A 26,669-nucleotide genomic window follows, 5' to 3' on the forward strand; every position below is an offset into this window, starting at 1 on the left:
ACATGACAACAATACCCAAAAAAACATCAGAATCTAAAACCACTGCTACTAAAAAAGTGGTTCGACGAGGTGCGCCTAAAGGTACGAATCGTGCAAGCAATGCAGGCCGCCAAAAAGCCACCTTTGAAAGTGAAGTAAAAAGCGCGCTTGAATTGGCCAAGAAGGAACGAAAGTTACAGGTTGAATTCAGTGCCACCTTATTTCTAGACATCTTAACCGACCTGACCATGCCTGAGCCTGACACCAATCGTTTTAAGACTTTGTCAGGCGTCCTGAACGACAATCGTGACAAATACCCCACCATGGCCGCCTTTTTAGGTTGGTTGCGGCGTGATACCAGTGGTGAGCTGGAGAAGATGTATCATGAGGTGATGGAAGCCAACATTCAGCTGATGCACGATGAGCGTTTCCGTGTGGCTTATGACATCGAGCACGACATCATGATGACTGAGCGCAATGGCACATTCACACCCGAATGGAACAAGCTGTTTGTGCAACGTGGCAAAGTCATCATTGACGCGTTGGAATGGTCTTTGACTCGCTTGGCACCTGCCAAATACGGTAACAACCTGAAAGTGGAAACCACGATTGAAGCCAGTACTGAAACCTTGAAGCTGTTGGCACAAGACGGTGCGGCCAGACGTGCGGCGGCTTTTGAGGCGGCTGAACGTTTGGCCAAAGAGCTGTATGAACGACAATCCGATAAATTTAAGGACGCCTGATGGCCATTCAATCCATTTTAAGCCTGCCGATTTACCATGATTTCTTGAAGGAGTACCAATTCAACCTTGAAGGCTTTTTGTTTGACTTGTGTGGGCTGACATTGACCCGTGACCAACAAGTCTTATCACAATTGGCCATCAATCCAACATCACGTATCTCTGTGGTGTCTGGTACTGGTACGGGCAAAACCGCTTGGCTAGGTGGTGCTGCGCTGCATTCGATGTGGTGTTTCCCTGTGGTGGAATACGATGGCAAGATTGAAGTCGGTTCCAACACCTATGTGGGCGCACCGGTGATTCAACAGGTGGCTGATGGTGTGTGGAAAGAAATGAACGACAATTTTCAGCGCATTAAGATGCTGGATGGTATGGGATGGCTGACAGGACGCACCCACCCAAAGGCTGAACGGTGGTACATGGATGGCTACAAAGACCAATGGTTTATTGCCAAAATTGCCTTAGGCAATGCTGATTCTGTGGCCATTGCCGGTAAGCACCGTTATTACCAAACCATTTTCATTGATGAAGCTGCAGGTGTGGCCGACAGTCACTACGACGTGATTAATGGTACCCAAACCCAAGAGGGCAATCGCACATTCCTATTCAGCCAAGGCGTTAAAACCACGGGTTACTTCTACGACACCCACCACACCTTGTCCCACATCAACACACCTGTGGACGAAGGCGGTTGGATTAATCTGTGTTTCAACTCTGAGAACGCCCCACACGTGAGCCGCAAGTGGCTCAAAGCACGAGAGGTGGAATCAGGTGGTCGTGACTCAGTTGAGTACCGCATACGGGTATTGGGACAGTTTGCCGAAGATGAAGAACGAACCTTAATACACCGGCGCATGTTGGATGAAGCGATGGCCAACACCACACCTCTGATTGCCGAAGATGACGAGGATTGGGGCTGGTTTCTGTTGTGCGATGTCGCTGCAGGTGAGTACCGAGATTATTCTGTCGCTACTTTGGCCAAAGTCAAAGGTGTGGGTGAAAACCGTTTGATTGACTTCATTGATATACCGATTTTCAGCAATGGGATTGATGTGAAGCAGTTTAAAGGACGCATTGCTGAAGAGGCCGCCAAATACTCCAACATTCGCTTGATCATCGACAGTGGCGGCAATGGCTTGCAACTGTGTAAGGATTTGGAAGACGAAGGCTTTGATGTGGTACGGGTATCATGGGGCAAACCCAATTTCAAAACCGAGTACAAAAACCGTTTCATCAATCAGCGCGCCCAATGTTCGGTCCATACTCGTGATGCCATACGCCAAGGCCGGATTCGCTTTTTGTGGAACTTGCCTAAGAAGACCAAGGAAATGTTCATTTACCAGGCGACACATATCCCTTACAACTTTACCGATTCGGGTGTGTTGCGCTACCAAATCATGGGTAAAGAAAAGATGGCCGCCCAAGGCATCAAATCACCCGATATTTTTGATACGGTGTGTTTTGCGAATTTGGAAGGCGTGCATTACAACGTTAGTGATCGAGCTGATGGTGGCGTGGGTGCGCAAGAGAAGAAAAAGAGTGCTTTGGAACTGGCCAAGGCGAAGATGGCGGCAATCACTATCAAGTGATTAAGCAATAAAAAACCGCCTGATGGCGGTATATTTTTTATTAATTATTTAGATTGTTCAGTATTTTCCTGAGCTTTTTTCATGGCACGGAAAGTATTCAGTCTGCGTCTATGTTGCATAGCGTCAGTCCTTTCTTATGATGTTGCTGTTTTTATTTTCTGAGGATCAAGCAGAAGGTATTACAGAAGAGCCAATTTGGCTGTTGAAACTAACAAGGTAGAGCGATTATAGCATAGAGTAATAAATAAATCATTTTTAATAAAAATAAATTATATTTTTAGGGTGATTTGTGAGTATATGCTCATGTAATGAGACGTCAAATTTGAAAGAAATGTTATGGAAAAAGCCATCATATTGGGATTAATCGCTGTTGGATTGGTGGGTTGTGCGACTGTAGAACAGAGTAAGCAAGTTTCTAGTACTGAACATGCCATACAGCAAGAAACCCAAGTCATCTACTTTACAGGCCCTTATGATTTAACCATTGAATTGAAATCGAACGATGGTTTTAAAACCGCGACGATGATGGATAACTCAGGTAAAAACCACCTGTTAAAAATTGCAGTTTCAGGCAGTGGTATGCGTATGGTGGGTAATGATGGGGTTTCCATTCACTTTAAAAATTTCAATGGCTTGAATGAAGGTGTGGTGGAGTTGGTTAAAGACAAACCAATTCCTATTAAGGAGTTTAAAGCCAAGTAGTGCAAATCACTGTTTAGTGGAAGAGGGAACGCTTCGAAACTGCCATCATCAGCCGCTTGATAATAAGCCCATTACAACAACTGTAGTGGGCTTTTGTTATGGCAGATACCAATCATTTGTTTACTTGGGATGAACTCAAGGGAAACGATACAACAGCACCCAAAAAGCTGGTCACCGCTTTTAAGCGAGCAGGGGCTGAAATTGCCGCATCTTGGGTAGCTGAAAAGACCAAACGTGAGAACAGCATCACTTACCGTGAAATTGGTTTTACTTTGGCAGACTCTCAAACCATCGTCTTGCGTGTGAAACAAACCGGTGACATTTACCAGGTGCGCATGAATGGCAAAGTTTTGCCGATGAAAGAGCAAGACGATATCAAAAAAGCCTTGGCTGAAATCGTCAATGCCTTGGATGCCAACGCTACCAAATTTCAAAAGGCTTTGGCGCGCAAAAAGGCCACACCGCCTAAAGGCGCAGCTACCACCCGTGTGACCCGTAAAGCTGCATTGGAAGCACAAGAAGCTGAATTGGATGGCTTGATTGCCGAAGCACAGGCAACCTTAGCCGCGCTGCAAGGTGGTGTGTGATGGGCAACGTCACCCGCAATGAAAATGGGCGTGTTACATCGGTTTATGGCTTGCCAGTGCGTATTGAGTCTGTGGCAGGCAGTTATCGTATCAAATCAGGCCGCCCACCGATTTTGGTTTCAGATGATTACGGCGAATTGGTTGGTACCAAAGGGGCAGACCAAGACCCAATTGATTGTTACGTTGGGCCGTATCCTGAAACCAATACCGTGTATGTGATTAACCAAGACAAACAAGGTGTGGGTTTTGATGAACACAAAGTCATGTTTGGTTTTCTAGACCAAGACCATGCCATCAATGTGTACAGCCTTGGCTGCTTTGGCAAAAAGCCCATGAGTGTGGTCGCCTGTACGGTTTCTCAATTCAAATGGTGGCTAGAGTACGGTAATCACACCGAAGCCATGACAGCCCAATCCCTCCCTTTCGACTCTTACAGCGAGACAGCCATGCAACAAATTCCTGAATATGATTGGGATCAACCTACCGCGGCTGCCAGCCGTGTTTTATACGACATGCGTGTCATGGACAGTGCTTATGGCCAATTGATTGAAGCCAATAACCACCGTGATTTATTAGACCAAATTGAACACCAAGATGGTGGCGAGTTGGGTGTGTTGGATGCCTTGGTAATACCTAATAACCAAATCCAAAAGAAAGCCGCCCAAATCGGCATGGCTTTGAATCGTGCTGCAGGTGATGACATTAAGGTGGTGGAAGAAGGTGGCGTTGAAGTCACTGAGCCATACCGCCAAGGTGGCACCACCAACATTGCCATGTTGTTCAGCATGAGCGATGGCCAAACAGTATCAGTGTTCTTTCATAATCCTGATGTAACACCCAATAAGCTATCACCTGATGATTCAATGGTGTCTTGGAAGTGGATGCTCAATAAAAAAGATATCACCATCGTGGTGGCCAAAGAGAATGGCCAAGATCAGTCCATTTCTGCCATTGCCAAGAAGATTATGGCCTTGGTTGAAGCCAACGCCACCAAGTTTGCCCGTGCCAATGCCAAAGCCGCCGAGAACGAAGCAGAAATCAAAGCCACAGAAGAGCGCATTGAGCAGAAGAAGAATGTTTTACAGAGCTTGTTGGACCAAATCGCGGCATTGGAAAGTGGCTCTAGTGTGGTTGTTGTAGAGCCGAAACCGCAACAAGTGCCAAATGGCGTAGAGCCATCTGAAATGAACATTGATTTGCTTAATACAGATATTCACGCATTCATGAATGCCGGTGAAGCTGATTTGTATGATGCCGTTCAGCGTTATATGCGTGAAAACTTTCAAGGCCGATACGTTAAAACAGTGATTGGTGATGTATTGTTTACTTCAGTTGCTACGCGTGAGATGCGATTGGGTACAGATAAAGATCGCTTTAGAGCAGCGATTATTCCGTTCGTACCAAACACCTTAAAAAATGGCGATTACTTGGGACGTGAGGGAGTTAAAAAGGACCGAAAAGACAGCTTTGTGGCTTTTCACCGCTTTAAGGGTGAGGCTGTGATTGGAAGCTACACAGTTACGCATATCGTTACAGTGGCTGAGCGTGAAAACGCAAAATTTGAATTCTTGGCATATCACAATAAATTAAAAGGAGCCGAACCCAAGCTTGATACTGGCTCCAACAATTCAGTTCTTGATGCTTTGGGCAACAATCTTGTTGGTCGGTCACTGCTTGGGCAGACTCCTATGAATTCAAATGTAGCTGCGTTTGATAGTGCTGTCAATGATTCTGGATGGAATATTGAGATTGTGAGCGTGATTGATAGTAATGGTGAGCATGTAGCCAATCTGGAGGATGTTGTTAATTCGCAGCCAGAGCCGGCTTTAGAACCGGAGCCAGTTTTAAATTCACAGTTGGAACCCGTCCAATTTGTAGGAAATGAATTGGGTGACTTCGATTTAAGTACCGATGAAGGTAAAAAAGCAATGCGTGCAGCTGCTCGTACACATTTGGAATCATTGCGTGGTAAATGGGTGGATTGTCCTGCTATGCCACGAGATGAAAATGGTGATGTGCGTAAAGTGGAAATTCGTAACCGGAGTGTGAAGGAGTTTATTTCTTACACCGGTAATCCTGTAAAAATCTTACTGGCCGCCAAAATTGAAGAAATTATTGAAACAGCACGAAATGCGGTAGTAGAGCCAAATTTCAAATTAGCTGCTAAACCAGGTACGTTTGAATATTACAAACTTGAAAATACTATTAGTGTGGATGGGATGTTGCATCAGGTTGTAGTGATGATAGAGCGAGATATTCATGGGTACCTACACTATGATTTGATGTTGCCTAATAAAGTAAAAGCGACACTAGATAGCGTCGCTTTACAGCCCGAACCTTTCCCAACTACCAAAGCTGGGGTTTCAAGCATGATTAATACTGCCACTTTTGATGATGTTAGTCAACAAGATGATGGTAGTTTGTTGAATTTGTTTGTAAAAGTACAAAATGCAGATGGTGAATGGGTTGAGTTAGAAGATACGTTTGAGCCTGAAGAAACCGATGAGTCTGGTCATGATACGGATCGAGCATTCTTACAAGAGGTCATTGAAGGTTTGGTTGATGTGATGGATGAAGGTTTTCACGAACGAATGACTGCAGTCGCTTTACGTTATAACGGTGGTGACAATACTGAAATGCAAACCATGGTAGAACAAGCGGTCAATGCCTATACCGCCAAATTAGATGAATTAAGCCAATAAAGGGGGAATGAGCATGGAATTGAATACGATGGAACGCTTGCGCTTGAATGGTGAGCTTAAGACAGCGATTGAAGCACGCAATGCCGAAACCGACTCATTAAAGAAATTGGATTGGATTAAGATGGTGCAGGCTTTGCGTTTGCAGCTTGGTTTGGCGGTGATGGCGACAGAACCTGAACCTGTGGTGGCGTCAGGGTCAGTGGTAGAGCCTGAACCTGCAGCAGAGCCAAAAGAATCTGATCAAATGCAAACTGAGACAGAGTCCGAAAGCAATGGGGCTGTTTCACAACAGCCTGAGGCACCCATGACTGCAGAAGATACAGATAATCAATTGCCACCAAGCGAAGATGAGGTGGGTTTGGATGAAGATGATTTGGCTGCTGCAGCAAACATCGATGATGATTTATCAGATACCACCACAGCTGAAAATTATCGTTGGAAAGATACCGCTTACATTGCCGGTGCACGCAAAGAATTGGCTCAAAAATCTATCTTACAGGCCAAGCGTGATGGGCAAAGAGTGAACGCCAATGACATCGATTGGGATGAGTTGGCCAAAGACCCACGTTTGTCTGAGTCATTGATTGTGAAAGACAACGTATTTGGACGGGTAGATTGGGCGGCATTGGCGGACAAAGGTATGCCTTCACAGGTGGCGTATTTCATCAGCCGGGTGTATGCCAATATGGACAAAATGCCATTACATCCATTGAGTCAGCACAGTCAAAAGAACTACGTACAAGCCATTTCCAATTTGCGGGAGCGTTTGGAGGTGTGTTTGACGTTCAAAGATGTGGCTGCAGTAATGAATGAAATCATTGTGGCCATGCCTAGCATCAAGTTGATGCGCATGTTGTACGAAGATGAGCTGACTGCAGGCATTACTTTTGAAGAAAATATTGATAACAACTTCAAACAAATTAGTGTCCGTGGGCGAGAGAAGTTGTTGTCTTACGACAGCCAAGTTTGGGCTGAATTGGGCGAGCGTTTTTTTAGTTGGACCAGTAAATCGGTCAACACTACTTTGCGCAATGCCCAACGCGATAAAAAATACGCCGATTGGTCTAATTGGTGTGCAGATTTTAAAACTGGTACTGATGGTGAAGGCAATGCTGCTCCTGAAGGTGCTTCTAAACCCAAAAAGCCATCGTTTCAATTGGAGTCTGCAGAAGACATTGAACGTATTGGTGGGCAAGAGGTGGATTTAACCTCTTCGCAGCAGTTGCAAGACATGTTTGGTTTCAAAGGCATTCAATCAGGCAATTGGGTATTAAAAGACAAATCTGCCGCTGAATTTCACATGAAAAATGCCGCTGCTGCGATGTTGGACATGTCGGATGTTTTAGGCATCGAACCACAATACTTGGGATTGAGAGGCAATTTGGCACTGGCGTTTGGTGCTCGAGGCAAGAAAGGCGCATTAGCGCATTATGAGTCATCCAGTAAGGTCATCAACATCACCAAAATGAAAGGCGGTGGGAGTCTTGGCCATGAGTATTTCCATGCATTGGATAACTTGATTAAAGATTTGTCCACACAAACCGTTGGCAGTGCCAGTTTCATGGGTACCAGCAATCCTGATGATTTGCCTGATGTGGATTTGGCTCAGGTATTCAAAGCCTTGCGTATGGCCATGATGAAGACTGATGGGGTTTTGAAGTTTGAATATCCTAAAGCATTCATTCCTGATGTTCATCAGCCAAGTGCAGACACCAAAGCCTTCCTTGAAAGCATGGCGGGTAATTTCTTGAGAGGCAGCCGTTTGCCACTCAATGCCGCTATGAGTGACCTAAAAAAGTGGATTGGAAGCCATGGCAATTATGCCACCACACCGCCCAAAACCCAAGAGCTTCGCTCGAATGTGGCTTACACCTTGTTAGTGCGTCACTGGACTTTGGGCAGTGAGAGCGATGTCGATATCAGTGCAGATGGTGTTTTAACGTTTGATGGCTTGCCAGGACAAAGTGAGTTCTATAAAAACGCTATTGAATTGGACATGGGCAAAGAAGGCAAGTATTGGTCCAAAGACTTTGAAATGGCAGCGCGTGCGTTTTCAGCATATTTACAGGATCGTTTGGAAGAGCAAGGGCGCAAGAATGATTATTTGGCTTATTCAACCCAAGGTGGCAATGGTCGAGTCGGTGAGCGCGCTTATCCACAAGGTGAAGAGCGCCAACGCATCAATGACGCTTTCGATGGTTTGTTTAAAGTCATTCGGGAGAAGAAGGTATTGGAAACAGCTACTGCAAACAAAGCTTTGATGGATTCATTGTTTGATTGTGTCCATTAAAATTTTATAATAGGTGGCGTAGGTGGCGTCATATCAATTTTAACCCAATATTTATGCGCTCTTTAATAAATAATTAAAATCAATCACTTATGTTTGAAGCTTGAAATTTGGGTATTTAACAGGTTTTAGGCTTCAAACCATTGTGGTATCTTGTTTTTGTAGATTATGTTTACTGTTCACGGCCATACAGGCCGCTTAGAAAAGTCGATACAGGAGCAGCAGCTTCGAATTGGTGTTCACGGCCATACAGGCCGCTTAGAAAAAATAGTCTCAACACCACCACCATTAGCTTGCGTTCACGGCCATACAGGCCGCTTAGAAAACTGCAATATCGTTGCCGCCATTCTCAGTGCCGTTCACGGCCATACAGGCCGCTTAGAAAATCAACCACGATTTGCAGGTTGCATTAGCAGAGTTCACGGCCATACAGGCCGCTTAGAAAGCAAGAATGTGCCGATTGCGTTCTTAGTAACTGTTCACGGCCATACAGGCCGCTTAGAAAACTCTTTTTGATACGCTACATCTTGAAGCGCAGTTCACGGCCATACAGGCCGCTTAGAAATTGTGATTCTGACAATTGGAAAAAGTTAGACGGTTCACGGCCATACAGGCCGCTTAGAAAGCAGTCAAGCGAGCGGAATATCAGGGCTTGAGGTTCACGGCCATACAGGCCGCTTAGAAAACTATCACAGGTAATGGCACTGAGACGCCAAAGTTCACGGCCATACAGGCCGCTTAGAAAATTGTCGGTTAATGAATGGCTCGAAGTGTTGAGTTCACGGCCATACAGGCCGCTTAGAAAAAGTGCTGATGATGATTTTTATTATATCGGAAGTTCACGGCCATACAGGCCGCTTAGAAGTGTCAAAATCTCACTTCATGTGGTATTGAGAAACAGTCGATGGAGATGAGTACAGATATGGGATGCTCATTCCTACGCATGATGCACCTACACCTACACGTTGCATCATGGGAGCGACTGCTTAGAAAATGGGGATTCTTGGTGAATATGAGAGTGCCATATGAAAACTCATACCTACGCAACATAAACCTCCTCTTCGCCAGCGTATGTTGGGAGCAAGAATCTATTGGGATTGTAGTAGCATAGAAAACAATGTCAATTGTAAAAGCATTATTATGCGAGAAGAGAATTTTGATACTAAATATATTTTTATAACAAAAAATAATATATCAAAAATAAAAAACTTATCTTTTGATATATGGGTTATACTGAAAAAGTTGGTTTAGTAATGAATTCACTTATCTCTGTCTTTCTATAGGTCTCCAAGATATTTTACTATCATAAATTTGTTAGTTTTCTATTGATTGTTTCTTTAAGTTATCAGGTTCAGTTTTTTATTAAGTAAACCTTAATATTGTTATATAAACATAAAAGGAATGATTAAATGTCGACTCAACAAACTGGTACAGTAAAATGGTTCAACGATTCTAAAGGCTTTGGTTTCATCACACCTGATAACGGAGGTGCTGAGTTATTTGCACACTTTTCAGCTATTACAAGCGAAGGCTTTCGTACCTTAGCTGAAAATCAACGAGTAAGCTTTAACAGTGAGTCTGGACCTAAAGGCCCTCAAGCCACTAATATTCAAGCCATTGCTTAATTACATTTAATTTAAATGTAGTGAAGTAAATTGGTGTTCATCAACCCGTCTTCATAGACGGGTTATTTATTAGCACAATGATTCTAAAAGCCAACTGAAGCGAAATTTTGATTTGTGCTGTCTGCTGACCATATCAACTCATAGGGGAACATCCATGTTGTCAATTAAAAGCTTTACATTATATGCTCAACAAAACCTCGGCTATGATAGCCATGATTTGGTAACTTTAAATGATAAATTTAAAAAGCTAAAGATTCAAAGCGAATACCTCGAATGGCAAAAGTCTTTAAAAAGTACTCAATCATTCAAAAAGGTGAGCCACTATAATTTGCCTCCTATTTAATGGATGTTATCAACCCAAACCACCTTGCACAGGTGGTTTTTTTGTTTTATGATGCACTCAAGGTGTCGTAGCCTTCTAACAGCCGTGTCTCACCACGATAGCGTGATATTTTTTCGTCCATAGAATTCGTGTATCTATTGTTTTAGGCAGTAGTGCGTCAAAATTATGGTCGAGAGGGTGAGGAATACAATACCCGTAAGGGGAATAACTCCAGCCTCCGCTTGTTAGGGCTTACGAACCTCTTGGCCGCCCAATTGGGCTTGTTAATTTCGTAAAAAATAACAAGGAGTGTTCATCATGAACGCACTGTCTTTCAATCAAGTTTCTTTGAATCGTGTTTCACATACCGACAACCAAATTTGGATTACTTCAGCCGAGCTTGCAAAAGCACTTGGCTACAAGGCTGTTGATTCTGTTACCAAGATTTTTAACCGTAATTCAGATGAATTTACAGAGCAAATGTCAACGACGGTCAATTTGACCGTCGTTAGGAAAACGGGTTCAGTGGTAATGCCTGTACGTATTTTCAGTTTGCGTGGTTGCTATGCAATCGCTTTCTTTGCCAAGACCGAAGTCGCCAAACAATTCCGCAAATGGGTGTTGGATTTAATCGAAACCGAAGCACAGAAGTTTACAGGACGCTCAACTACCACAGATGAACGCACAGGATTACGTGATGCCGTCAATGCCATCGTCAGCAAAAAATCCATGTTGTACCCTGACGCCTACAAATTGGTGCACCAACGCTTTAACGTCCAACACATCGATGAGTTAACCTTGGAACAAGTTGGCGAGGCTACGGAATATTTGCACCGCTTATTACTCACGACTGAAAAGCCGAGTGGCTATGTCTTGGAAGAGCATCAAGTTAAAAATTTGGTCAACGCAGCCCAAAGCATGGATTGGATTTTCTGTTGGTTCAATCATTACAAAATGGCGTTAAGCGTTATCAATCCGAAAATGGTCAGCTCAGTGAGCGAACATTTCAAAGTTGTGTGGATTCATACTCAAAACTTTGGCAGGAAACACGATATGGTGGCGTTGAATCACATGACGATGCGTGATTATCCATGGGATGCCGATTACGAGAGCCAAAAGGATTGGCGCAAAGTGGTGGGGATTTATAAGTAATGGTTTGAACTTTGATTGATTCAATGGTGGCGTCTTGTAAGGTTACAGGGCGCCCTTTCTATGAATCAAACCAAATAAGTAACGTTTTTTAAAAAAATGCTAAAAGAGATATTTAAAGTCATTAAGGGATTTTTTATTCATTTGAAAAGCAATTTCTTATAGTAATCTTGCTAGGTGAAAACATAAATCTTAAGGATTGATATTAATTGGCATCTTAAATGACAATCAAATAATGAAAAATTGTAGTTTTAGTTATACCATAATAGATATTAAAAATTTTAAGTAAACTATATTGCTATGATTGTCTATCAGAATTCAAAAGATAAATTTATTAATGACGTTAGAAAAAATCATATTTCTGATATCGTGAAAAATGAAGTTTACAGAAAGTTGAATCGTAACTCACCCAAAAGTGAGGAGATTTCCTGGGAAAACTCATTAAGATTCATGATGAGTGTGATGATGGATCCTGAAATACCTAACGATAGTAATATTTCAATTGAATATAATATTCCTTTGACTAATAGAAGAGTTGATTTCATTGTCACTGGCAAGAATCCAGAAAAAATTGATACTGCAATTATTATAGAGCTTAAGCAGTGGAGTGATCTAGAGCGAACAAACAAAGATGCTATTGTAAAAACATTTTTGGGTAAGCAATTAAGAGAAGTCGTCCATCCATCTTACCAAGCCTGGACTTATTCTGCCTTGATTAATGATTACAATGAAACTGTACGTAACGAAAACATACAATTAATACCATGTACGTATCTGCATAATTTAAAAAATAGTGCAGAGGTAAAGCATGATGTTTATCAAGAACATATTGATAAAGCACCCGTATTTATTTCTTCTGATGTTGAAAAACTATCTCGATTTATCAGTAAACACATTAAATTTGGTGATTCTACAAATGTAATGTACCGAATCGAAAATGGCAAAATCAAACCAAGTAAAAATTTATCAGACTATCTATCATCAATGCTTCAAGGTAATGAAGAGTTCATCCTCCTTGATAATCAGAAATTGGTGTATGAACAAGCTATACAGCTTGCTGAAAAAACAAAGTTAAATCAGAAACATTGTTTAATTGTTAAAGGTGGTCCTGGAACGGGTAAATCAGTATTAGCAATCAATCTATTGGTAAAATTTACTCACCAAGGATTATTAACACAATATGTATCAAAAAACTCTGCCCCCAGAGATGTATTTAAAGCAAAATTAACAAAATCTCTCGCTAAAGGACGAATAGATAGCCTTTTTAAAGGATCTGGTAGTTACATTGACCAAGAGACAAATTTTTTTGATGCTTTATTGGTAGATGAGGCTCACCGTCTTAATGCAAAGTCAGGAATGTTTAGTCACTTAGGTGAGAATCAAATTAAAGAAATTATTGCCGCATCTAAATTATCAATATTTTTTATTGATGAAGCCCAAAAAGTAACATTTAAAGATATCGGTAGTATTGATGAAATTAAAAAACATGCTCTTGCCTTAGATGCAAAAGTAACAGAGCTAGAATTAGAATCCCAATTCAGATGCAATGGTTCGGATGGCTATTTGGCATGGTTGGATTCAGTATTGAATATTCGTCCAACAGCAAATCTTGATTTAGATGGTATAGATTATGATTTTAGAGTGTTTGATAATCCTGTAGAACTACATAATTGCATTCGAAAACTGAATGATATTAATAATAAATCTAGAATGGTTGCAGGATATTGTTGGCCTTGGAGTAGTAAAAATAATCCTGATTTAGATGACATCGTTATAGAAAATTGCGGGTATTCAGCAAAATGGAATTTGGGAAGTGATGGAATGTTATGGGCTATTGCACCAAAGTCAGTAGAGGAAGTTGGTTGTATTCACACATGCCAAGGACTAGAGTTTGATTATGTTGGTGTAATTATAGGTGATGATTTTGTTATCCGAGATGGCAAGGTAGTGACGAACCCTGACAAAAGAGCGAAAAGTGATAAATCGATTTCTGGTTATAAAAAATTATTAAAATCAGATGCCGAACATGCAAAAAATCTCGTGGGTTCTATTATCAAAAATACATATCGTACTTTGATGACCAGAGGACAAAAGGGCTGTTTTATTTATTGTACAGACCAAGAGACTCAAAATTATTTTAAAAAGCTTTTGAACGCACATCCTTCTAATAGTGTTCAACCTGAAAAAAATTTTGATTTACAAAAGTTTAAGCCTAATCTAATTAAGTCAACATTAGAAACTGCTCCTAATAAAGTCTATTTACCAGTTTACAATTACGCTAATCCTAGTGTTACTGAGCAATGGTTTGAATGCCCATATTATATTCAACCAATATCCACCTTATTTGTGGCTACCATAGATGGAGCAGAAGTAATTGATCAAATTCAACCAGATACTCATTATGTTTTTAATAAAGATATGGATGAATTTAACAGTGATGATATCTGCCTAATGAGTACGTTAGATGCTCAGGAGTATTATATTGGTACCTTAAAAAATGCGTATGAAAAATACTCTTTAAAGGAGTCTGATTTGAAGGTTCTAGGTAAATTAGTTGCTCTTTTATTATGATATTTTAAGTGAAAATAATATGTGTGAATCGTTTGAACAATTACAACAAAATCTAATTAAATTTACAGAAGAAAGGGATTGGAGTCAGTTTCATTCCCCTAAAAACTTGGCAATGGCCCTGTCTGTTGAAGTATCGGAACTCATGGAACCTTTTCAATGGCTGACTGAAGAGCAATCATTTAATTTAAACGATGATAAATTACAAGCAGTGAGTGAAGAAATTGCAGATGTTCAATTGTATTTAATTCAATTGGCCAGTAAATTAAATATTGATATTTTAAAAGCCTGCGAATTAAAAATGATTAAAAATGCAGAAAAATATCCTGTGAATCAATCTAAGGGGTGTGCTAAGAAATACAATGAATTTTAGTTAAGCGGCAATTAAACTTTGTATGCTTATGCTAGTGTTTTATAATGACATTCGTATAATTAGTATGAGTTTTATCGCTTGTTCAAGCTAAAACAAAAACACATCAAATTACAAGGATAAATTTCAATTGTAGTCCCCAGTCAAGATTTGAGTTCAGGCAAAGCTAAAGATCAAAAACAAATGCTTGAATGCTATTTACGACACAGAGAATCTTACCGATTAAGATATGCTCAATTACGCCATCACCATTCGTGATAAGGTCGCAGAGGATGAAACCGCCATGAAGCAAATCGCCAACAATGCACCTGAACAAGCTATGTTAGGTGACTTTACGACCCGTACAGAAGATGCCATCTTTGCCAGCAGCGAAGCACACAACAATCAACAAATGCAATTGCTTCCAGATCCTGCAAAGTTCAATCAGTTTGTGAGGGTGGTGTTTGAGATGCTAAAGAGAATAAGTAATTAATTTTTTAATAATTTTTTTAAATTATCTGACTCTATGGAGGTTTTGGTCGAAAATATACTCCATTGATGAGCAGTTATATTTCACCATTCCAATATTGTTATAAATAATACGATTTGAATATTTTCAAAAATAGGGGTAATTATGCAAAATTCATTATATAGAATCACTGCTTATGCTTATATTTCTTCATTAGAAGTTAGTTTAAAAAATTTAGTAATAACTTTTATTGGTAATTTTGATATCAGTCAGCATGCTTTTCTTTTACCTCAAAATGCTACTCAAAAAGCAATAGAAAGATTGGAAAAAGATATTGGTTTTAAAGATGAAATATTATATATAAAAGATATTATTGATTATTTTGACTATGGAGATTTACTCCAAATTATTTCATTAAGTAAAAATTACATTAATGATATTATTTATCAAGAGTTTAATAAAAATTATGTTGAGTTTGAAAAATTGATTCAAATTCGAAATGCTGTGATGCATTCAAGGCCCATTTCATTTAGTGATTACCATTTCATTTTCGAATTCTGTATAAATTTAATTGAAAACACTGTTAATTCCCAGGAAATATGGTACCCATTAGTATCTTTAAAGACAGAAATTGATAAAGATTCTAATTATGTTTTTTCAAATTTCACCATTCCAGATGAGCAACAGTTAAACTTCTTAGGTCATAATTTACCAGTTCCTGATTATGATGAGACAGGCTTAATTGGTCGAGATAATGAAGAAAAAACGCTTAAAGAATTATGCTTGAAGCAAAATGTTTCTGTCATATCAGTAATTGGTGAAGGAGGTATTGGTAAAACCGCATTAGCTTTAAAAGTAGCCTATGATTTATTAGATAATCCTGAAAAACCGTTTGACTCTGTAATATGGATTTCTTCTAAAACAACAAAAATATCATTTACCGAAATTAATGATATTAAGGATGCCATTTCATCTTCAATAGATGTTATTTCACATATTGCTCATGATTTGAGTGGAATAGAAACTAATAATTTAGAAGCAGGGCTAGAGGAAATTCGTTGCTATTTGAATAATTTTAAAATTGCTCTTTTTATTGATAATTTAGAAACGATTTTAGACGATAATATTCGGAAATTAGTACAAGATATTGGTGTAGGTAGTAAAATTATTTTTACTTCTAGAATTGGATTAGGGGCATATGAGCATCCTATTAAATTAAATGGTATCGATGAAAAAAATGCTTCAAGATTTTTAAGAACTTTAGCATCCACACGGTCTATCAAAGAATTACAGTATTTATCTGAAGAAATTCTAATAAATTATGTCAGAAGAATGAACTGTAATCCTAGTTTTATTAAATGGTTTGTAAGTTGTGTCCAAGCTGGTAAACGACCAGAAGAAGTATTGCAAAATCCTGATAAGTTTTTAACATTTTGTATGTCAAATGTATATCAATTTTTAAATGATGAAACTAAAAATCTTACTAAAATTTTACTTTGTGCTAAAGGAGCAAGAGAGCTTCCTGAATTACAGTTCCTAACAGATTATAATGCCATGAAATTGCAAAATTGTATTAATTTGTTATTAACTACTAATATGTTAAATCAAAAAAATAAACCTATCCTTGGCACTACTAAATCTAGCTATGAGTTATCAGAACTTGCTCAGAAATTCTTGTCTTTAATGTATCCACCAACTAAGTCTTTCCGTGAAAGTATCACAAAAAAATTAAAACAATTGCAATCCTCAGCAGATAACTATCAATATGCAGATAAAAAAATGTATAGAGGTACGGCAATACAAATTAGAGATAAAAAAGATGCAATTATTGTGCGTCAATTAAATGTTGTTATGAATTTTATTAAGGATAGAGAATTTCAGAAAGCTCAAAAAATTTTAGATGAGTTAAAAGCTTTATCTCCTGAGTACCATGAAATTCATAGGGTTTATGCTTATTTTTATCAGGAGCAAGAGAATATTTTTGAAGCAGAAGAAAGCTTCGAATTAGCAACGCAATTAGCTCCAAAATCACCAGTGACCTTTTATTGGTATGGACGATTTTTACTAGATAATGGAGATACTGAAAAGGCTCTAGAAATTTTAAAAAAAGCTTATTCATTTGAAAAGAATTCACCTGATTTAAAAATCACTTTAATTCGTGCATATATGTATCAAAAGAAATTTCATGAAGCAAACCAGCTCATTAATAATATTGATTTATCAAATTTAGATGATTATCTACGTACCCAATTTCATATAGTAAAAATACAATATTTTTATAGATTAGGAGATTTTTATTATGGAAATAATAATCTTTCAGAATGTCTTAATGAATTGGAAAATATGAAGCGTTATTATGAACAAGTACCTACATATAATAGACATCGCTCTTTAATACCATATATGAGAAAATCAAATTTCATATTAAGAAAATTATCAAATAAAACTCATTCTGTAGAATTAAAAAGAAAAGCTAGTGAAATATCTAACTGGCTAGAGTTATTAGATTAAGACCTTTTAAATAATTAACCCTAAATTGTTGAGTAAGGACTAATTTAGTAAACCATATCTTGGTAATCCTCCCATTTTTAATGGACCGAATAAACAGAATCAAACAGTCATCAATGGCGGCTTGCCGCCATTGGCTTGATGAGGCCTTTCATGGTTGTAAACCACAGCCAGCTAGTGGTATAGTCTTCAATATCATTCAAACTATTGAATAGATTTTGATTTAACAAAATCATATTTCACATTTAGGCTTGAGGATTTAATTGTCAAATTGGTATTGCTTTGAATCTTAGTGTATTTACATCATAATATTCAAAAGTACCCCACCAAATTCATAAACTGCTGTCCCGCTAAAATCTTTACAGGCATGGTTTCCTCAGTATGCAGCTTCACACATTCAAAACAATCCATCCCATATTGCGCGGCCACACGTTGCAGCATCTCAATGCCTGTATCTGAGCCGCAAAGTACATACACCACACGGCTTTTGGCTTGAGATTGCAAAGCTTCCAAAGATGATTTGGCCGCAACGTGCAAAGCGTCCTGAAACTCAGTAGTGTCTCGAATGCCTTCAATGGCCAATAGCTCATCGAGCATGGGTAATTGGAAGTTGTTTGGATAATAGGTAGTCGTCATGGCAAATCTCTTTAGTTCAAATTAACGGTCAGTATCTTAGTGTTAAAACGCGGTTTCAAATCGTTGTCAGCATGTTCATAAAGCCTTTCATGCCAGATAAAACGGTTTGGGTACCACAGTATTGTTTGAAATACAGTGCGGTGGCCAAGATGGCGGCAGCACCGTTGCCCACGTTTTGCACTTGGTAATTGAAGCGGCCTGAATCTTTCAAACCTGCAATCTGTACCGAGTCGGATACATCATGCTTTTGTAAGCTGGGTTCCAAAACAATGGCGCCTTTGGCTTTGAGTTCTCGATACGCTTCAATGGCAGGGATGAATTCGGTTTGGTCAAACAGTGAGGTGGCGCCAATACCATCCAAATCAGTAATCAACACAAAGCCGTCTTGTAAACCAAATTTCGGTGGCGTTTCTTCTTGGGTACAAATCAAAGTCGGTTTGCCATCGATGTCCATCACCATAGACAAAATGCCGACGGGTTTGCCGTCATAGCCGCCAAACGCGGCACGAATCATCACTTCTTGTGACATGGGGAACGCTCAATCAATATGGTGGATAGTGGGCTTATTATCCAAGCATCCCAATAGCTTTGATTGTGAGTTCCCTATGCCGATTGACTCTATGCGAGTGGGCCATGCTTACCGTGAAATGCGCAAAGCATCGCAACATGCCAAATCTTATCAATTGAATAAAGTCCACTATGTTCAGCTGCGCCAAGTCTTGGATCACAGCTTGACCAATCAATTTGTGTACAAAAACCGTGCTGATTGGTTGGTCGCTGCTGCGGTGACGGGTTTTAACGATGTGGATGTACCCGTACAAGAGGGCGCACGTCGCTTCATTCCAATGAGCCAGGCCATTGCCATTACCAAAGCCACCGCAATGCTTAAAACCAAATCTGGCATGAGTTTGTATTGATATGGCCACACGAAATAAAGTAGTTGCCGAAAACAAAGAAGCCATAGCCGCTTTAACGGTTAAACAGCAGCTGGATGTGATTGCGGCGCGTGAAAAGCGTGCCGAGCAAGAACGGGTCGAAGCGGGCAATATTTTGGCACTAGGCAATGCCTTGGGTTTAAAGCCGACGCAAGTTGAAGAGGTATTGGCCAAAATCAATATTGCCAGTGGGGTGATGACCGAAGAATTGACCCGCGATGACTTGCAGCATTTGGCCAAAGCGATGGACGAGTTGCAAGACAAGTTCAAATCCATGCAAGTGCGCGGTGGCATTCATCCACGAACTGTGATTAACAAAAGCCGTAAGGTCGATTTGTTGCGTTGTGAAACTGAAATCAATACAGCGGTGGCAGCAAGACGTGACAAAGAAGGCGTGGTGGTGTTTCGGGTCAATGCCAGTGCCAAGTCCAAACAAACCCACCATGCGGTATCGGTACAGTTTTTGGATTTTCAGGCCGCCATTTCCGGTGGTCGCATCAGCAATAAAATGGCCGAAGCAGTGGCACGTGGTCCTATTCGTTTTGATTGTGATTGTGGCCGTCATCGTTTTTGGTACCGTTATGTGGCTACGGTAGGTGGTTTTGCCCAAGGCAAGCCTGAGACGGGCTTTCCCAAGATACGCAATCCAAAATTGGGTGGCATTGCCTGTAAGCACGTGTTGCGGGTGATGTTGGTGTTGACCAAATCGCCTGCTTTTACTGCCTACATGAAGCAATACATTGCACAAATGCGTGGGAATCCAACGCCTAAAGCCAAAACCATGGGCAAAAAGCAAATTGAGCAACTGGCAGAGCAAATCAGCCAAGAGGCTTGGAACAAAAAGCGCATCCGCCAACATGCCAATGCCGCTGTGCCTGCTGACATGACTGATGCTTTTAGCAGTAACCGCCGCAAAGCCAAAAGCATTGCCGGTGTGGGAATGACACCATCCGAAATTGCCAAAGCCAAAGCACAGGCTAAAGCCGCCAATATGGAAGCGATTCGTGAAATCAACCGTCAATTGAACAATCCTGAGATTCAGCAAAATACGACTCCTGAGGTCTTTGCTCAAATTCAAAAGCTTTTGGAAGGAGCCAAACGTGGGTCTTGATTGGAGCAATGGCAATCCTTTATCGAATGCCAACAACCGTGCTAAGCGCATGGTGGTGATGAATCACATCTGGTCTCAAGACGTGGTGGTCTACCGTAAAATCTCGCTGCGTCCTGATGAAGACAATGATCCTGACAATGCCGCTACATTCGGTGGTGCAATGCAAATGGGCATGGAAGATGAAGCCGATTATGAATTGGAAATTGTGGGAGCGGGCAAAATGGTGTTTGCCAGTCAATATGGTGGTGCGGAACATGCGGGCAATTGGCAGACCTTCAATGTGAGTAACGGTGATGTGCCAGTATTAATTGAGCCGGTTATAGAAGGCGAATTCGAAATCAAAAAACATGACAGGGTGTATGTGATTTTGCCTGATTTTGCTTATGGTTATCAGGTGTCCAGCATTACATCGCCTTCTAGTTTGCCGCAAGGACGCTCCAGTGTGGTGTATTTGCAGCCGTTAGAACAGGCTTCAAACCCTGATTTCAATGATTTGATTTAAATTAAAAGCCCACTACGTGATGATATGAGTGGGCTTTTAATTGTGGATTTTAAGTATTTCGGATTTGCAAATTCAGTTTGAAAAATTTTGAGCCGTTCTTTTCTTCAATAAGCTTGCCAAAACCATGGCGTGAAGTAGATGGCGTATCAAGTTTTGTATTTTCAAATAAGTAGTTCATTAAAATATTACGCTTTAATGTGTGGTATAGCAGTAGGTCACCTAATTTACGTACTACGATAATGCCATTTGAGCTGTAATTGCCATCCCACAGTTTGCTTGGGAACATCCCAAGCAACATGGCTTCTAACAATCGTTTTATTTTGATTTTTTCTGAGTCATCAGTAATCAATTGTGCAATTTCAGAGCCACTACCAGAGTAGTACTGCAACAGTAAATTACCTAAAATCTGAGGCATACAGCTGTCTACTCTGAAAAGGTTTTCCTCAAAGGTTGGTTTTTCACATTTATTAAATGTAAAACTACCGCCGTGCTCTACAATATAGGCAATGCGATCACGTACTTTATTTTTGGTATCGATTGAGTTGACATCATCAATTCTGCCTTGGAACCCATTTACTTCGAAAATAAAGTTTGTATTGGATGAGGCATTTAAAAGGGTAGGGTTGTTACCTAAAAATGATTTAATCCCCAATGGATCATTTTCAATGCACATATGTTGATAGTTAAATCCTACACTCACATCTTTTTTTGAAAAAGAGCTGCCTTTAAATGAATTGATTTTGAGTGTTTCAAGTATATTTTGGTCTTGTATTTCAAAAGTTGCTTTTGAATTAACAATATCATTTTTAAACTGATCCAGGCGTTCTTGGTTTAATATTTCATCAATATTGTGCTCCGATATTAATACGCCATTTTCTGAAATAATTAACTGATTATTTTGTATGGTGTATTGATATGGTTGGTCATTATGTTGTAATGAAAAAACAGTAATAAAGTCGTTTGTGTTTAAAATATTGGTATTGGTATCACCAAATTTTATTTGAGGATTTTGAATTGCTTTTAAAAAAGCATACAGCTCTCCCCATTCCCCTTTGTTGAAATTTGCCATGCCGTCACTTTCATTTGCAGATATTTGATTTTGTTCAAGGTATTTTTTTACTGCGAGGCCTACATGATAAACTACGTCAACACAAACACTGTTTCCCAATTGCTTCATGGCTTGTGTTTTTGATTTTGATAATTGAAAATCATCAGGAAAGCCCATCATGCGCTTTCCTTCTTTTGGAGATAATCGTACCTCTTGGCCATTAACTAAATAGCCATCCCAGTTTCTTCGATCGTTTAGAGGTGAGCCTTTGCCACCTACGCGCAATGTAAAACCAATTTCGCGAGAACAATCTCCTTCCCATACGTCTGACATAGTCATTGTGGTGCCAGTTGGTTTTGGGAATTCAAAACTTGGTACTGTGTTTACAGTATGATTGTTGAATCCAACAATATAGATTCTAGGTCGGTGTTGAGGTCGGCCAAAATCAGTAGCTTTGATGATTTTAAAATAAACAGTGTAATTAAGTTCTTTTTCAAGAATGTCTCGTATTGTTTGGAAAGTTCGGCCTTCATCATGTTTAAGAAGATGACGTACATTTTCTAAAATAAACGCGTTAGGACGTTTTTCTTTAATAATATCTGCTATGTAATGAAATAAATTACCACGCTCTGATTTGTGAACATCATCAAAGCCGCGCTTGTGCCCAGCTTGCGAAAACGGCTGACATGGAAATCCACCACATAAAATATCATGGTCTGGAATGGCATCAGGACTAATAGAGCGTATGTCCTCATTGAAAATCTCATCAGAAATCTTGTGATTGAGTTTATAAACTTCTCGAGCATGAGAGTCTATCTCAGAAGCAAAAACACAATTCATATCAAGACGGGATAGAGCAAGGTGAAAGCCACCAATACCAGCGAATAAGTCGATGAAGTTCATAAATTATGGTTTTTTATTTTTTAAATATAATGGCGTATTTTATCATATTCAGTAAACAGTCATTGTTAGATTAGCTTTTTGCGAATCGAAAGCAATATAGGGAACGCTGCGAAATCATACTTGCAATCAAAGTGACAATACGACATGCCAACAACGCATGTCGTTTTTTTATTTGGAGAAAAAGTATGCCACAACCTGCAGCCAAGAGCATGACACCGTCTGTTCAAAATCAAACCAACCAATTCATCAAACAAACCTTGGACAAAGTCACAGGTGGTAAGCCAAGCAATATTGCTGTGTTTGATGATGCCAATGTGCAAGATCATTTGCGTGATAGTGGTGCGCCACAAGTGGTGCAAGACTTGATGGCAGTATTACCTGAAACCGTGACTTTTGCCGAAGGTGCCGCACCTTACAACACTGCCTCTTTGGTGATGGATTCAATTGCCAAATCCGAAGCCATGTTTGCTCATGAGCATGGTCATGCAGCACCTGCTTGGGTCTCTGACGATGCTTTGCGTTCGACGCTGCCATTGGTATCAAAAAATTATGCGGAATTTTTGGGTTTACCAAGCCAATTTTTAGGCAGTCAAAAAACCGTATTCGATGATGTGAACAGTGCCTCAGGCGGTGCGATGAGCGTGAGCCAAGTGTTGACTGCGATTGTGATGGCTTATTCTGAACCGATGCCGTTCAGTGGCCGCATTGCCATGGACCAAGGCTTGGAAGGTCGTGTGATTTTGGTGGGTCATCGAGCTGCTGCCGCTTCAGGTGATTACGCACAATACGCCTCATTAGATGGCTTGAATGCGGGTAAGCCGTTCTTGATGTCACAACGCATGGCTCAAGCCGTTGACACCAGTGGTACTTGGGCGGCAACGATTAAAAATGCGTCAGTCGATGCGGCAGGTTCACCAATTTTGCCGTCAGCAGTGGGTGTGTATGTGAATGGTTTGTTGGTCGGTCAAAGCAATCCTATGGCCAATCGTTCTGATACCACCATTACCTTCTCACAATCGTTCCATTTGCCAGGTGCAGCTGCAGGTACAGCGGTGACAGTGACAGGTAACGCTACCACAGGCGTTTTGTCCGCGGTGTTTACACCGGCATTGGCATCAGGTTCAGTGGTTGAATTCAGTGCCGCGATTGATTTTGAACATGCCAATATGAAAGGAAAGCGTCCAGTGGTGGAATCACACGCCACCATCAAGTCCATTCGTGCAACGTATGCATCTGCTTTGTACAGTGTGTCACAAGAAGCACGCCACCAATGGGCAGTGGATGTGAAGTTGGATCAAAGTTCACAAAACATGGCTGCCATTCGTACCCAAAGTGTGGCTGAGCGTCATCATTTGGCGGTGCGTCGCATGTGGCGCATTGCTTCAGCCCATGTATTCAATTTTGAAATGGACAAAGCCAACCGTATGAATGAGCGTTCCATCACCAGCATTATGATGGATTTGGGTCAGGCGATTGAGGCGGCCAATTTGGACATGATTGTACGCACCAATTTAAATGGTATTGGTGTGATTTATGTCGGTGCGTCAGCGGCTTCGTATTTGGGCACCTTGCCACCTGAAATCTTACAAGCATCCAATGTGAAACCACGTGCAGGCACTTATCGTTTGGGTCGTTTGTTGGGTAAATATGAATTGTATTTCAGCCCAATTCCTGAATTAGTTGCCACTTCTGATGGTTTCCCGATGTTGTGTATCGGTACGTCCGATCAAGCAGGTGCCAATCCTTACATCACTGGTACTGCGTTGGGTGCGGCGGTTTCACCATTGGCTACCACAGTAGATGGCATCACAGGTCAATTTGTGTTTGAAGCCGGTGTAGACACCGTCAATCCGCATTTGCAGTGTGCTGATTCTGCAGCTTTGATCAATGTGAAATTTTAATTGAAAGGTGATGCAACCATGTCTGAAGACACTCAAAAAGACGTGGTTGCTCAAGCTGGCGACACTGCCAGTGTTGAGCAACCTGTAATTAAATTGACGGCGGCACAGAAAAAAGCAGCAGCGAAAGTGAAGGCTGAAAACACACAAATGGCATCTGTATCTGAAGCCGTGGAAGTTGAAACAGCCAATGCATCTGCACCATTTGAGCCTGAACGCTATCCAGCCACAGTTTTATTGGTCAATCGTACTTATGCCACCGTCGCTTACCCAGAAGTTGGCAATGTGTGTTTGCGTGGTGGTGAGAGCCAAGTGGTGACGGTTAAAACTGCTGAAATCATGGCGACACTGCAGCGCAATGTAAATAGCTTTAACGGCATTGGCAAATGGGTAGCACCGCATGGTGTGTTCATTGAAGCGGTGCCTGAAGCACAGCAGGAGTAACTTTATGGCACAAAATACTTATCAACGCCAATTAGTGGGTCAACAGTCGGGCGTACAAGTCAATATTCCTTATGACCGTACTGAGCGTTTATTACAAGAAACTGGTGATCAAACCTTTGCTACCGTGGGCATGTTTACCCGTGGCCGCATTGATAAACCAATGTTGGTGGCTGCCAGCAAAATGAACCGTTATTTGGGTGAGCCCCAATCATTGCGTAAAACCCAAGCGGCCAGTACTTATTTGCAAATGTTTGAAGCATTCAATCGTGGTGCGGCGGCTGCAGTGGTGATGCGCTTGGCCAGTGAGACTGCTTCAAATAAATGGATTTTGCTCAGTCATGCCGCAGACAATCAGATTAGTTTGGTAGAAACAGTGCCCAACACTGGCGATTGGCTGATGGCAGTGAAGTTGGCCGACTGTATCAATGCCGGTGTGTGGGTGTCGTTTGAAAAAGGCAAAAGCAATACTGAAATCAATTTGGTGGTGCGTGAACGTAAAACCAACAGCCGTGGTGTTGAAGTGGGTACTGGTGAGGTGTTGTACACCGTTACCGGCTCGACCGATGTGGATGCGACCGATGATTTGAATCAGTCTTACTTCATTGCAGACGTGGCACAGCGTTATTACGGCGATTGGTTGAGTATTGAGGTGAATCCTACTGCGAATGCTGTTTTGCCTGACGATGCGTTGTTTACCGTCAAACAAGCCCAAGCCGTGGTGCCTTATACAGATGCAGGTGTGTTGGCAGATACCCAATATGTGGCGGCAGCCAATCACATTGGCAATACCTCGTTGCAATACCGTTACATCATGTCAGACACCAACAATGTGGCTTTGGTGTTCGCTTTAACCCAAGTGGCGATTGCTCAAAACCGCCGCATGTACCAAGCCATTGATGGCACTTTGTCACCCGAAGCGGCGATTGCGTGGAAAAACCAATTTGAAATCGATGACCAAGAGGCAATGTATGTCGGTTGGTTGTGGTCGCCGATTCAACGCCAAGACCCAACTTACAAAAACGGCATTGTGTTGATGTCGTCTGTTGGTCAAAAAATTGGTTTGGCTTGTGCTCGCAATGCCACTTACAACGCTTACGGGATGCCTGCTTTACAGCAACCGATTGCGGGACGAGATTACCAGTTGATTGGTACCAAATTCAATCAAACCCAATATCCGAACGATTTGGAATTGGCGCAATTGGCAGAAGCCAAAATCAACCCATGTTTGTATCAGGAATACCACGATACCAGTGGTTATGTGTGGGCGGATTCTTTGTCAGGTGCCAATAAATCAGGCATTTCCAAGTTGGAAAGTGCGGCTGAGATTGCCATTTGGTTTCAACATTATTTTGGTCGTTATGCCAAAAGTGTGTTGCAAAAGCCTATGACTGATGCCATTCGCGCAATGGAAGACCAATTGCAGCGTGTGTGTGAATGGGCGCAAGCCTCTGATTGGTTGGTGCCGAGTGCGTCTTTGGATGGTGCGGCATTTGGCTATGTGGTGCGTCCAAATGAGCGTTATCCAGACGATGAAATGGATGTGACCATCAACTTGGCCATTAACGGTGTGGTGCGTCGCATCTTCATTGACAGCAATATGTATTCGATTGATTGAA

At 41.0% G+C, this 26,669-nt stretch carries 21 protein-coding genes and 1 CRISPR repeat array; of the genes, 18 read left to right on the plus strand and 3 right to left on the minus strand.

All coding sequences use genetic code 11. From position 1 onward, the window contains the following. Positions 1–2: 2 nt before the first annotated feature. The 12 genes from H150_RS0110990 (at position 3) to H150_RS0111050 (ending at position 17,579) form a co-directional block, all read left to right on the plus strand. Positions 3–722 carry a terminase small subunit-like protein gene (locus H150_RS0110990; protein WP_019959115.1) on the plus strand — a complete coding sequence of 240 codons (720 nt, stop codon included), beginning with the start codon at positions 3–5 and terminating at the stop codon, positions 720–722. Beyond that, on the plus strand, positions 722–2,308 hold the full coding sequence (locus H150_RS0110995; protein ID WP_019959116.1) for a hypothetical protein: 1,587 nt from the start codon (positions 722–724) through the stop codon (positions 2,306–2,308). Before H150_RS0110990 ends, H150_RS0110995 begins: the two co-directional genes overlap by 1 nt. Positions 2,309–2,644: 336 nt before the next feature. Beyond that, positions 2,645–3,010 carry a hypothetical protein gene (locus H150_RS0111000; protein WP_019959117.1) on the plus strand — a complete coding sequence of 122 codons (366 nt, stop codon included), beginning with the start codon at positions 2,645–2,647 and terminating at the stop codon, positions 3,008–3,010. A 98-nt stretch (positions 3,011–3,108) separates the two neighbouring features. Further along, positions 3,109–3,597, plus strand: coding sequence for a defense against restriction DarA-related protein (locus H150_RS14860; protein ID WP_019959118.1), 489 nt, complete (start codon positions 3,109–3,111; stop codon positions 3,595–3,597). Further along, positions 3,597–6,299 carry a defense against restriction DarA-related protein gene (locus H150_RS0111010; protein ID WP_019959119.1) on the plus strand — a complete coding sequence of 901 codons (2,703 nt, stop codon included), beginning with the start codon at positions 3,597–3,599 and terminating at the stop codon, positions 6,297–6,299. Before H150_RS14860 ends, H150_RS0111010 begins: the two co-directional genes overlap by 1 nt. Positions 6,300–6,312: 13 nt before the next feature. After that, positions 6,313–8,589, plus strand: coding sequence for an LPD1 domain-containing protein (locus H150_RS14865; RefSeq protein ID WP_019959120.1), 2,277 nt, complete (start codon positions 6,313–6,315; stop codon positions 8,587–8,589). Between the two features lie 174 nt (positions 8,590–8,763). After that, positions 8,764–9,451: a CRISPR direct-repeat array (repeat unit 28 nt; unit sequence GTTCACGGCCATACAGGCCGCTTAGAAA). 544 nt (positions 9,452–9,995) lie between these two features. Beyond that, the gene (locus H150_RS0111020; protein WP_019959121.1) at positions 9,996–10,211 is read left to right on the plus strand and encodes a cold-shock protein; all 216 of its coding nucleotides are present in this window, start codon (positions 9,996–9,998) and stop codon (positions 10,209–10,211) included. A gap of 640 nt (positions 10,212–10,851) precedes the next feature. Next, entirely contained in the window at positions 10,852–11,685 is an 834-nt protein-coding gene (locus H150_RS14350; RefSeq protein WP_019959123.1) for a BRO-N domain-containing protein, read from the plus strand. 459 nt (positions 11,686–12,144) lie between these two features. Continuing rightward, positions 12,145–14,253, plus strand: coding sequence for a DUF2075 domain-containing protein (locus H150_RS0111035; protein ID WP_211206687.1), 2,109 nt, complete (start codon positions 12,145–12,147; stop codon positions 14,251–14,253). A gap of 19 nt (positions 14,254–14,272) precedes the next feature. After that, positions 14,273–14,623 (plus strand): nucleotide pyrophosphohydrolase, encoded by a 351-nt coding sequence (locus H150_RS0111040; RefSeq protein WP_040755923.1) that lies wholly within the window; start codon positions 14,273–14,275, stop codon positions 14,621–14,623. 226 nt (positions 14,624–14,849) lie between these two features. Then, complete coding sequence (locus H150_RS0111045) at positions 14,850–15,092, plus strand: hypothetical protein (RefSeq protein WP_019959126.1); 243 nt, start codon at positions 14,850–14,852, stop codon at positions 15,090–15,092. Between the two features lie 141 nt (positions 15,093–15,233). Next, positions 15,234–17,579, plus strand: coding sequence for a tetratricopeptide repeat protein (locus H150_RS0111050; protein WP_019959127.1), 2,346 nt, complete (start codon positions 15,234–15,236; stop codon positions 17,577–17,579). 309 nt (positions 17,580–17,888) lie between these two features. Here H150_RS0111050 and H150_RS0111055 read toward each other — a convergent pair whose 3' ends face one another. Together H150_RS0111055 and H150_RS0111060 are read right to left on the minus strand one after the other, a co-directional pair. Beyond that, positions 17,889–18,212, minus strand: a complete 324-nt coding sequence (locus tag H150_RS0111055; protein ID WP_026353666.1) for a hypothetical protein — start codon at positions 18,210–18,212, stop codon at positions 17,889–17,891. A gap of 55 nt (positions 18,213–18,267) precedes the next feature. After that, positions 18,268–18,741, minus strand: coding sequence for a hypothetical protein (locus H150_RS0111060; protein WP_019959129.1), 474 nt, complete (start codon positions 18,739–18,741; stop codon positions 18,268–18,270). Between the two features lie 76 nt (positions 18,742–18,817). On the opposite strand from H150_RS0111060, the gene H150_RS0111065 reads away from it, so the two are divergent. The 3 genes from H150_RS0111065 to H150_RS0111075 are packed head-to-tail and all read left to right on the plus strand — an operon-like array spanning position 18,818 to position 20,760. Continuing rightward, positions 18,818–19,129 (plus strand): hypothetical protein, encoded by a 312-nt coding sequence (locus H150_RS0111065; RefSeq protein WP_155970579.1) that lies wholly within the window; start codon positions 18,818–18,820, stop codon positions 19,127–19,129. Position 19,130: 1 nt separating this feature from the next. After that, a complete protein-coding gene (locus H150_RS14870) occupies positions 19,131–20,258 on the plus strand; it encodes a hypothetical protein (protein WP_019959131.1) in 1,128 nt (375 codons plus the stop codon). Continuing rightward, positions 20,248–20,760: a hypothetical protein gene (locus H150_RS0111075; RefSeq protein ID WP_019959132.1), complete on the plus strand. Its 513-nt coding sequence runs from the start codon at positions 20,248–20,250 to the stop codon at positions 20,758–20,760. Before H150_RS14870 ends, H150_RS0111075 begins: the two co-directional genes overlap by 11 nt. Positions 20,761–20,809: 49 nt before the next feature. Here the strand turns inward: H150_RS0111075 and H150_RS0111080 are convergent, their stop codons facing one another. Beyond that, complete coding sequence (locus tag H150_RS0111080; RefSeq protein ID WP_019959133.1) at positions 20,810–22,711, minus strand: DNA cytosine methyltransferase; 1,902 nt, start codon at positions 22,709–22,711, stop codon at positions 20,810–20,812. Positions 22,712–22,896: 185 nt separating this feature from the next. Here H150_RS0111080 and H150_RS0111085 point away from each other — a divergent pair, with 185 nt between their 5' ends. Genes H150_RS0111085 through H150_RS0111095 form a run of 3 tightly spaced genes read left to right on the plus strand, consistent with a single transcriptional unit; the run spans position 22,897 to position 26,668 of the window. Then, positions 22,897–24,612 (plus strand): hypothetical protein, encoded by a 1,716-nt coding sequence (locus tag H150_RS0111085; protein ID WP_019959134.1) that lies wholly within the window; start codon positions 22,897–22,899, stop codon positions 24,610–24,612. Positions 24,613–24,630: 18 nt separating this feature from the next. Continuing rightward, positions 24,631–25,053 (plus strand): hypothetical protein, encoded by a 423-nt coding sequence (locus H150_RS0111090; RefSeq protein ID WP_155970582.1) that lies wholly within the window; start codon positions 24,631–24,633, stop codon positions 25,051–25,053. 4 nt (positions 25,054–25,057) lie between these two features. Next, positions 25,058–26,668 (plus strand): hypothetical protein, encoded by a 1,611-nt coding sequence (locus H150_RS0111095; RefSeq protein ID WP_019959136.1) that lies wholly within the window; start codon positions 25,058–25,060, stop codon positions 26,666–26,668. Position 26,669: the final 1 nt, after the last annotated feature.

Origin of the sequence: Vitreoscilla stercoraria DSM 513 (assembly GCF_000382305.1) — a bacterium.
Classification (GTDB): domain Bacteria; phylum Pseudomonadota; class Gammaproteobacteria; order Burkholderiales; family Neisseriaceae; genus Vitreoscilla; species Vitreoscilla stercoraria.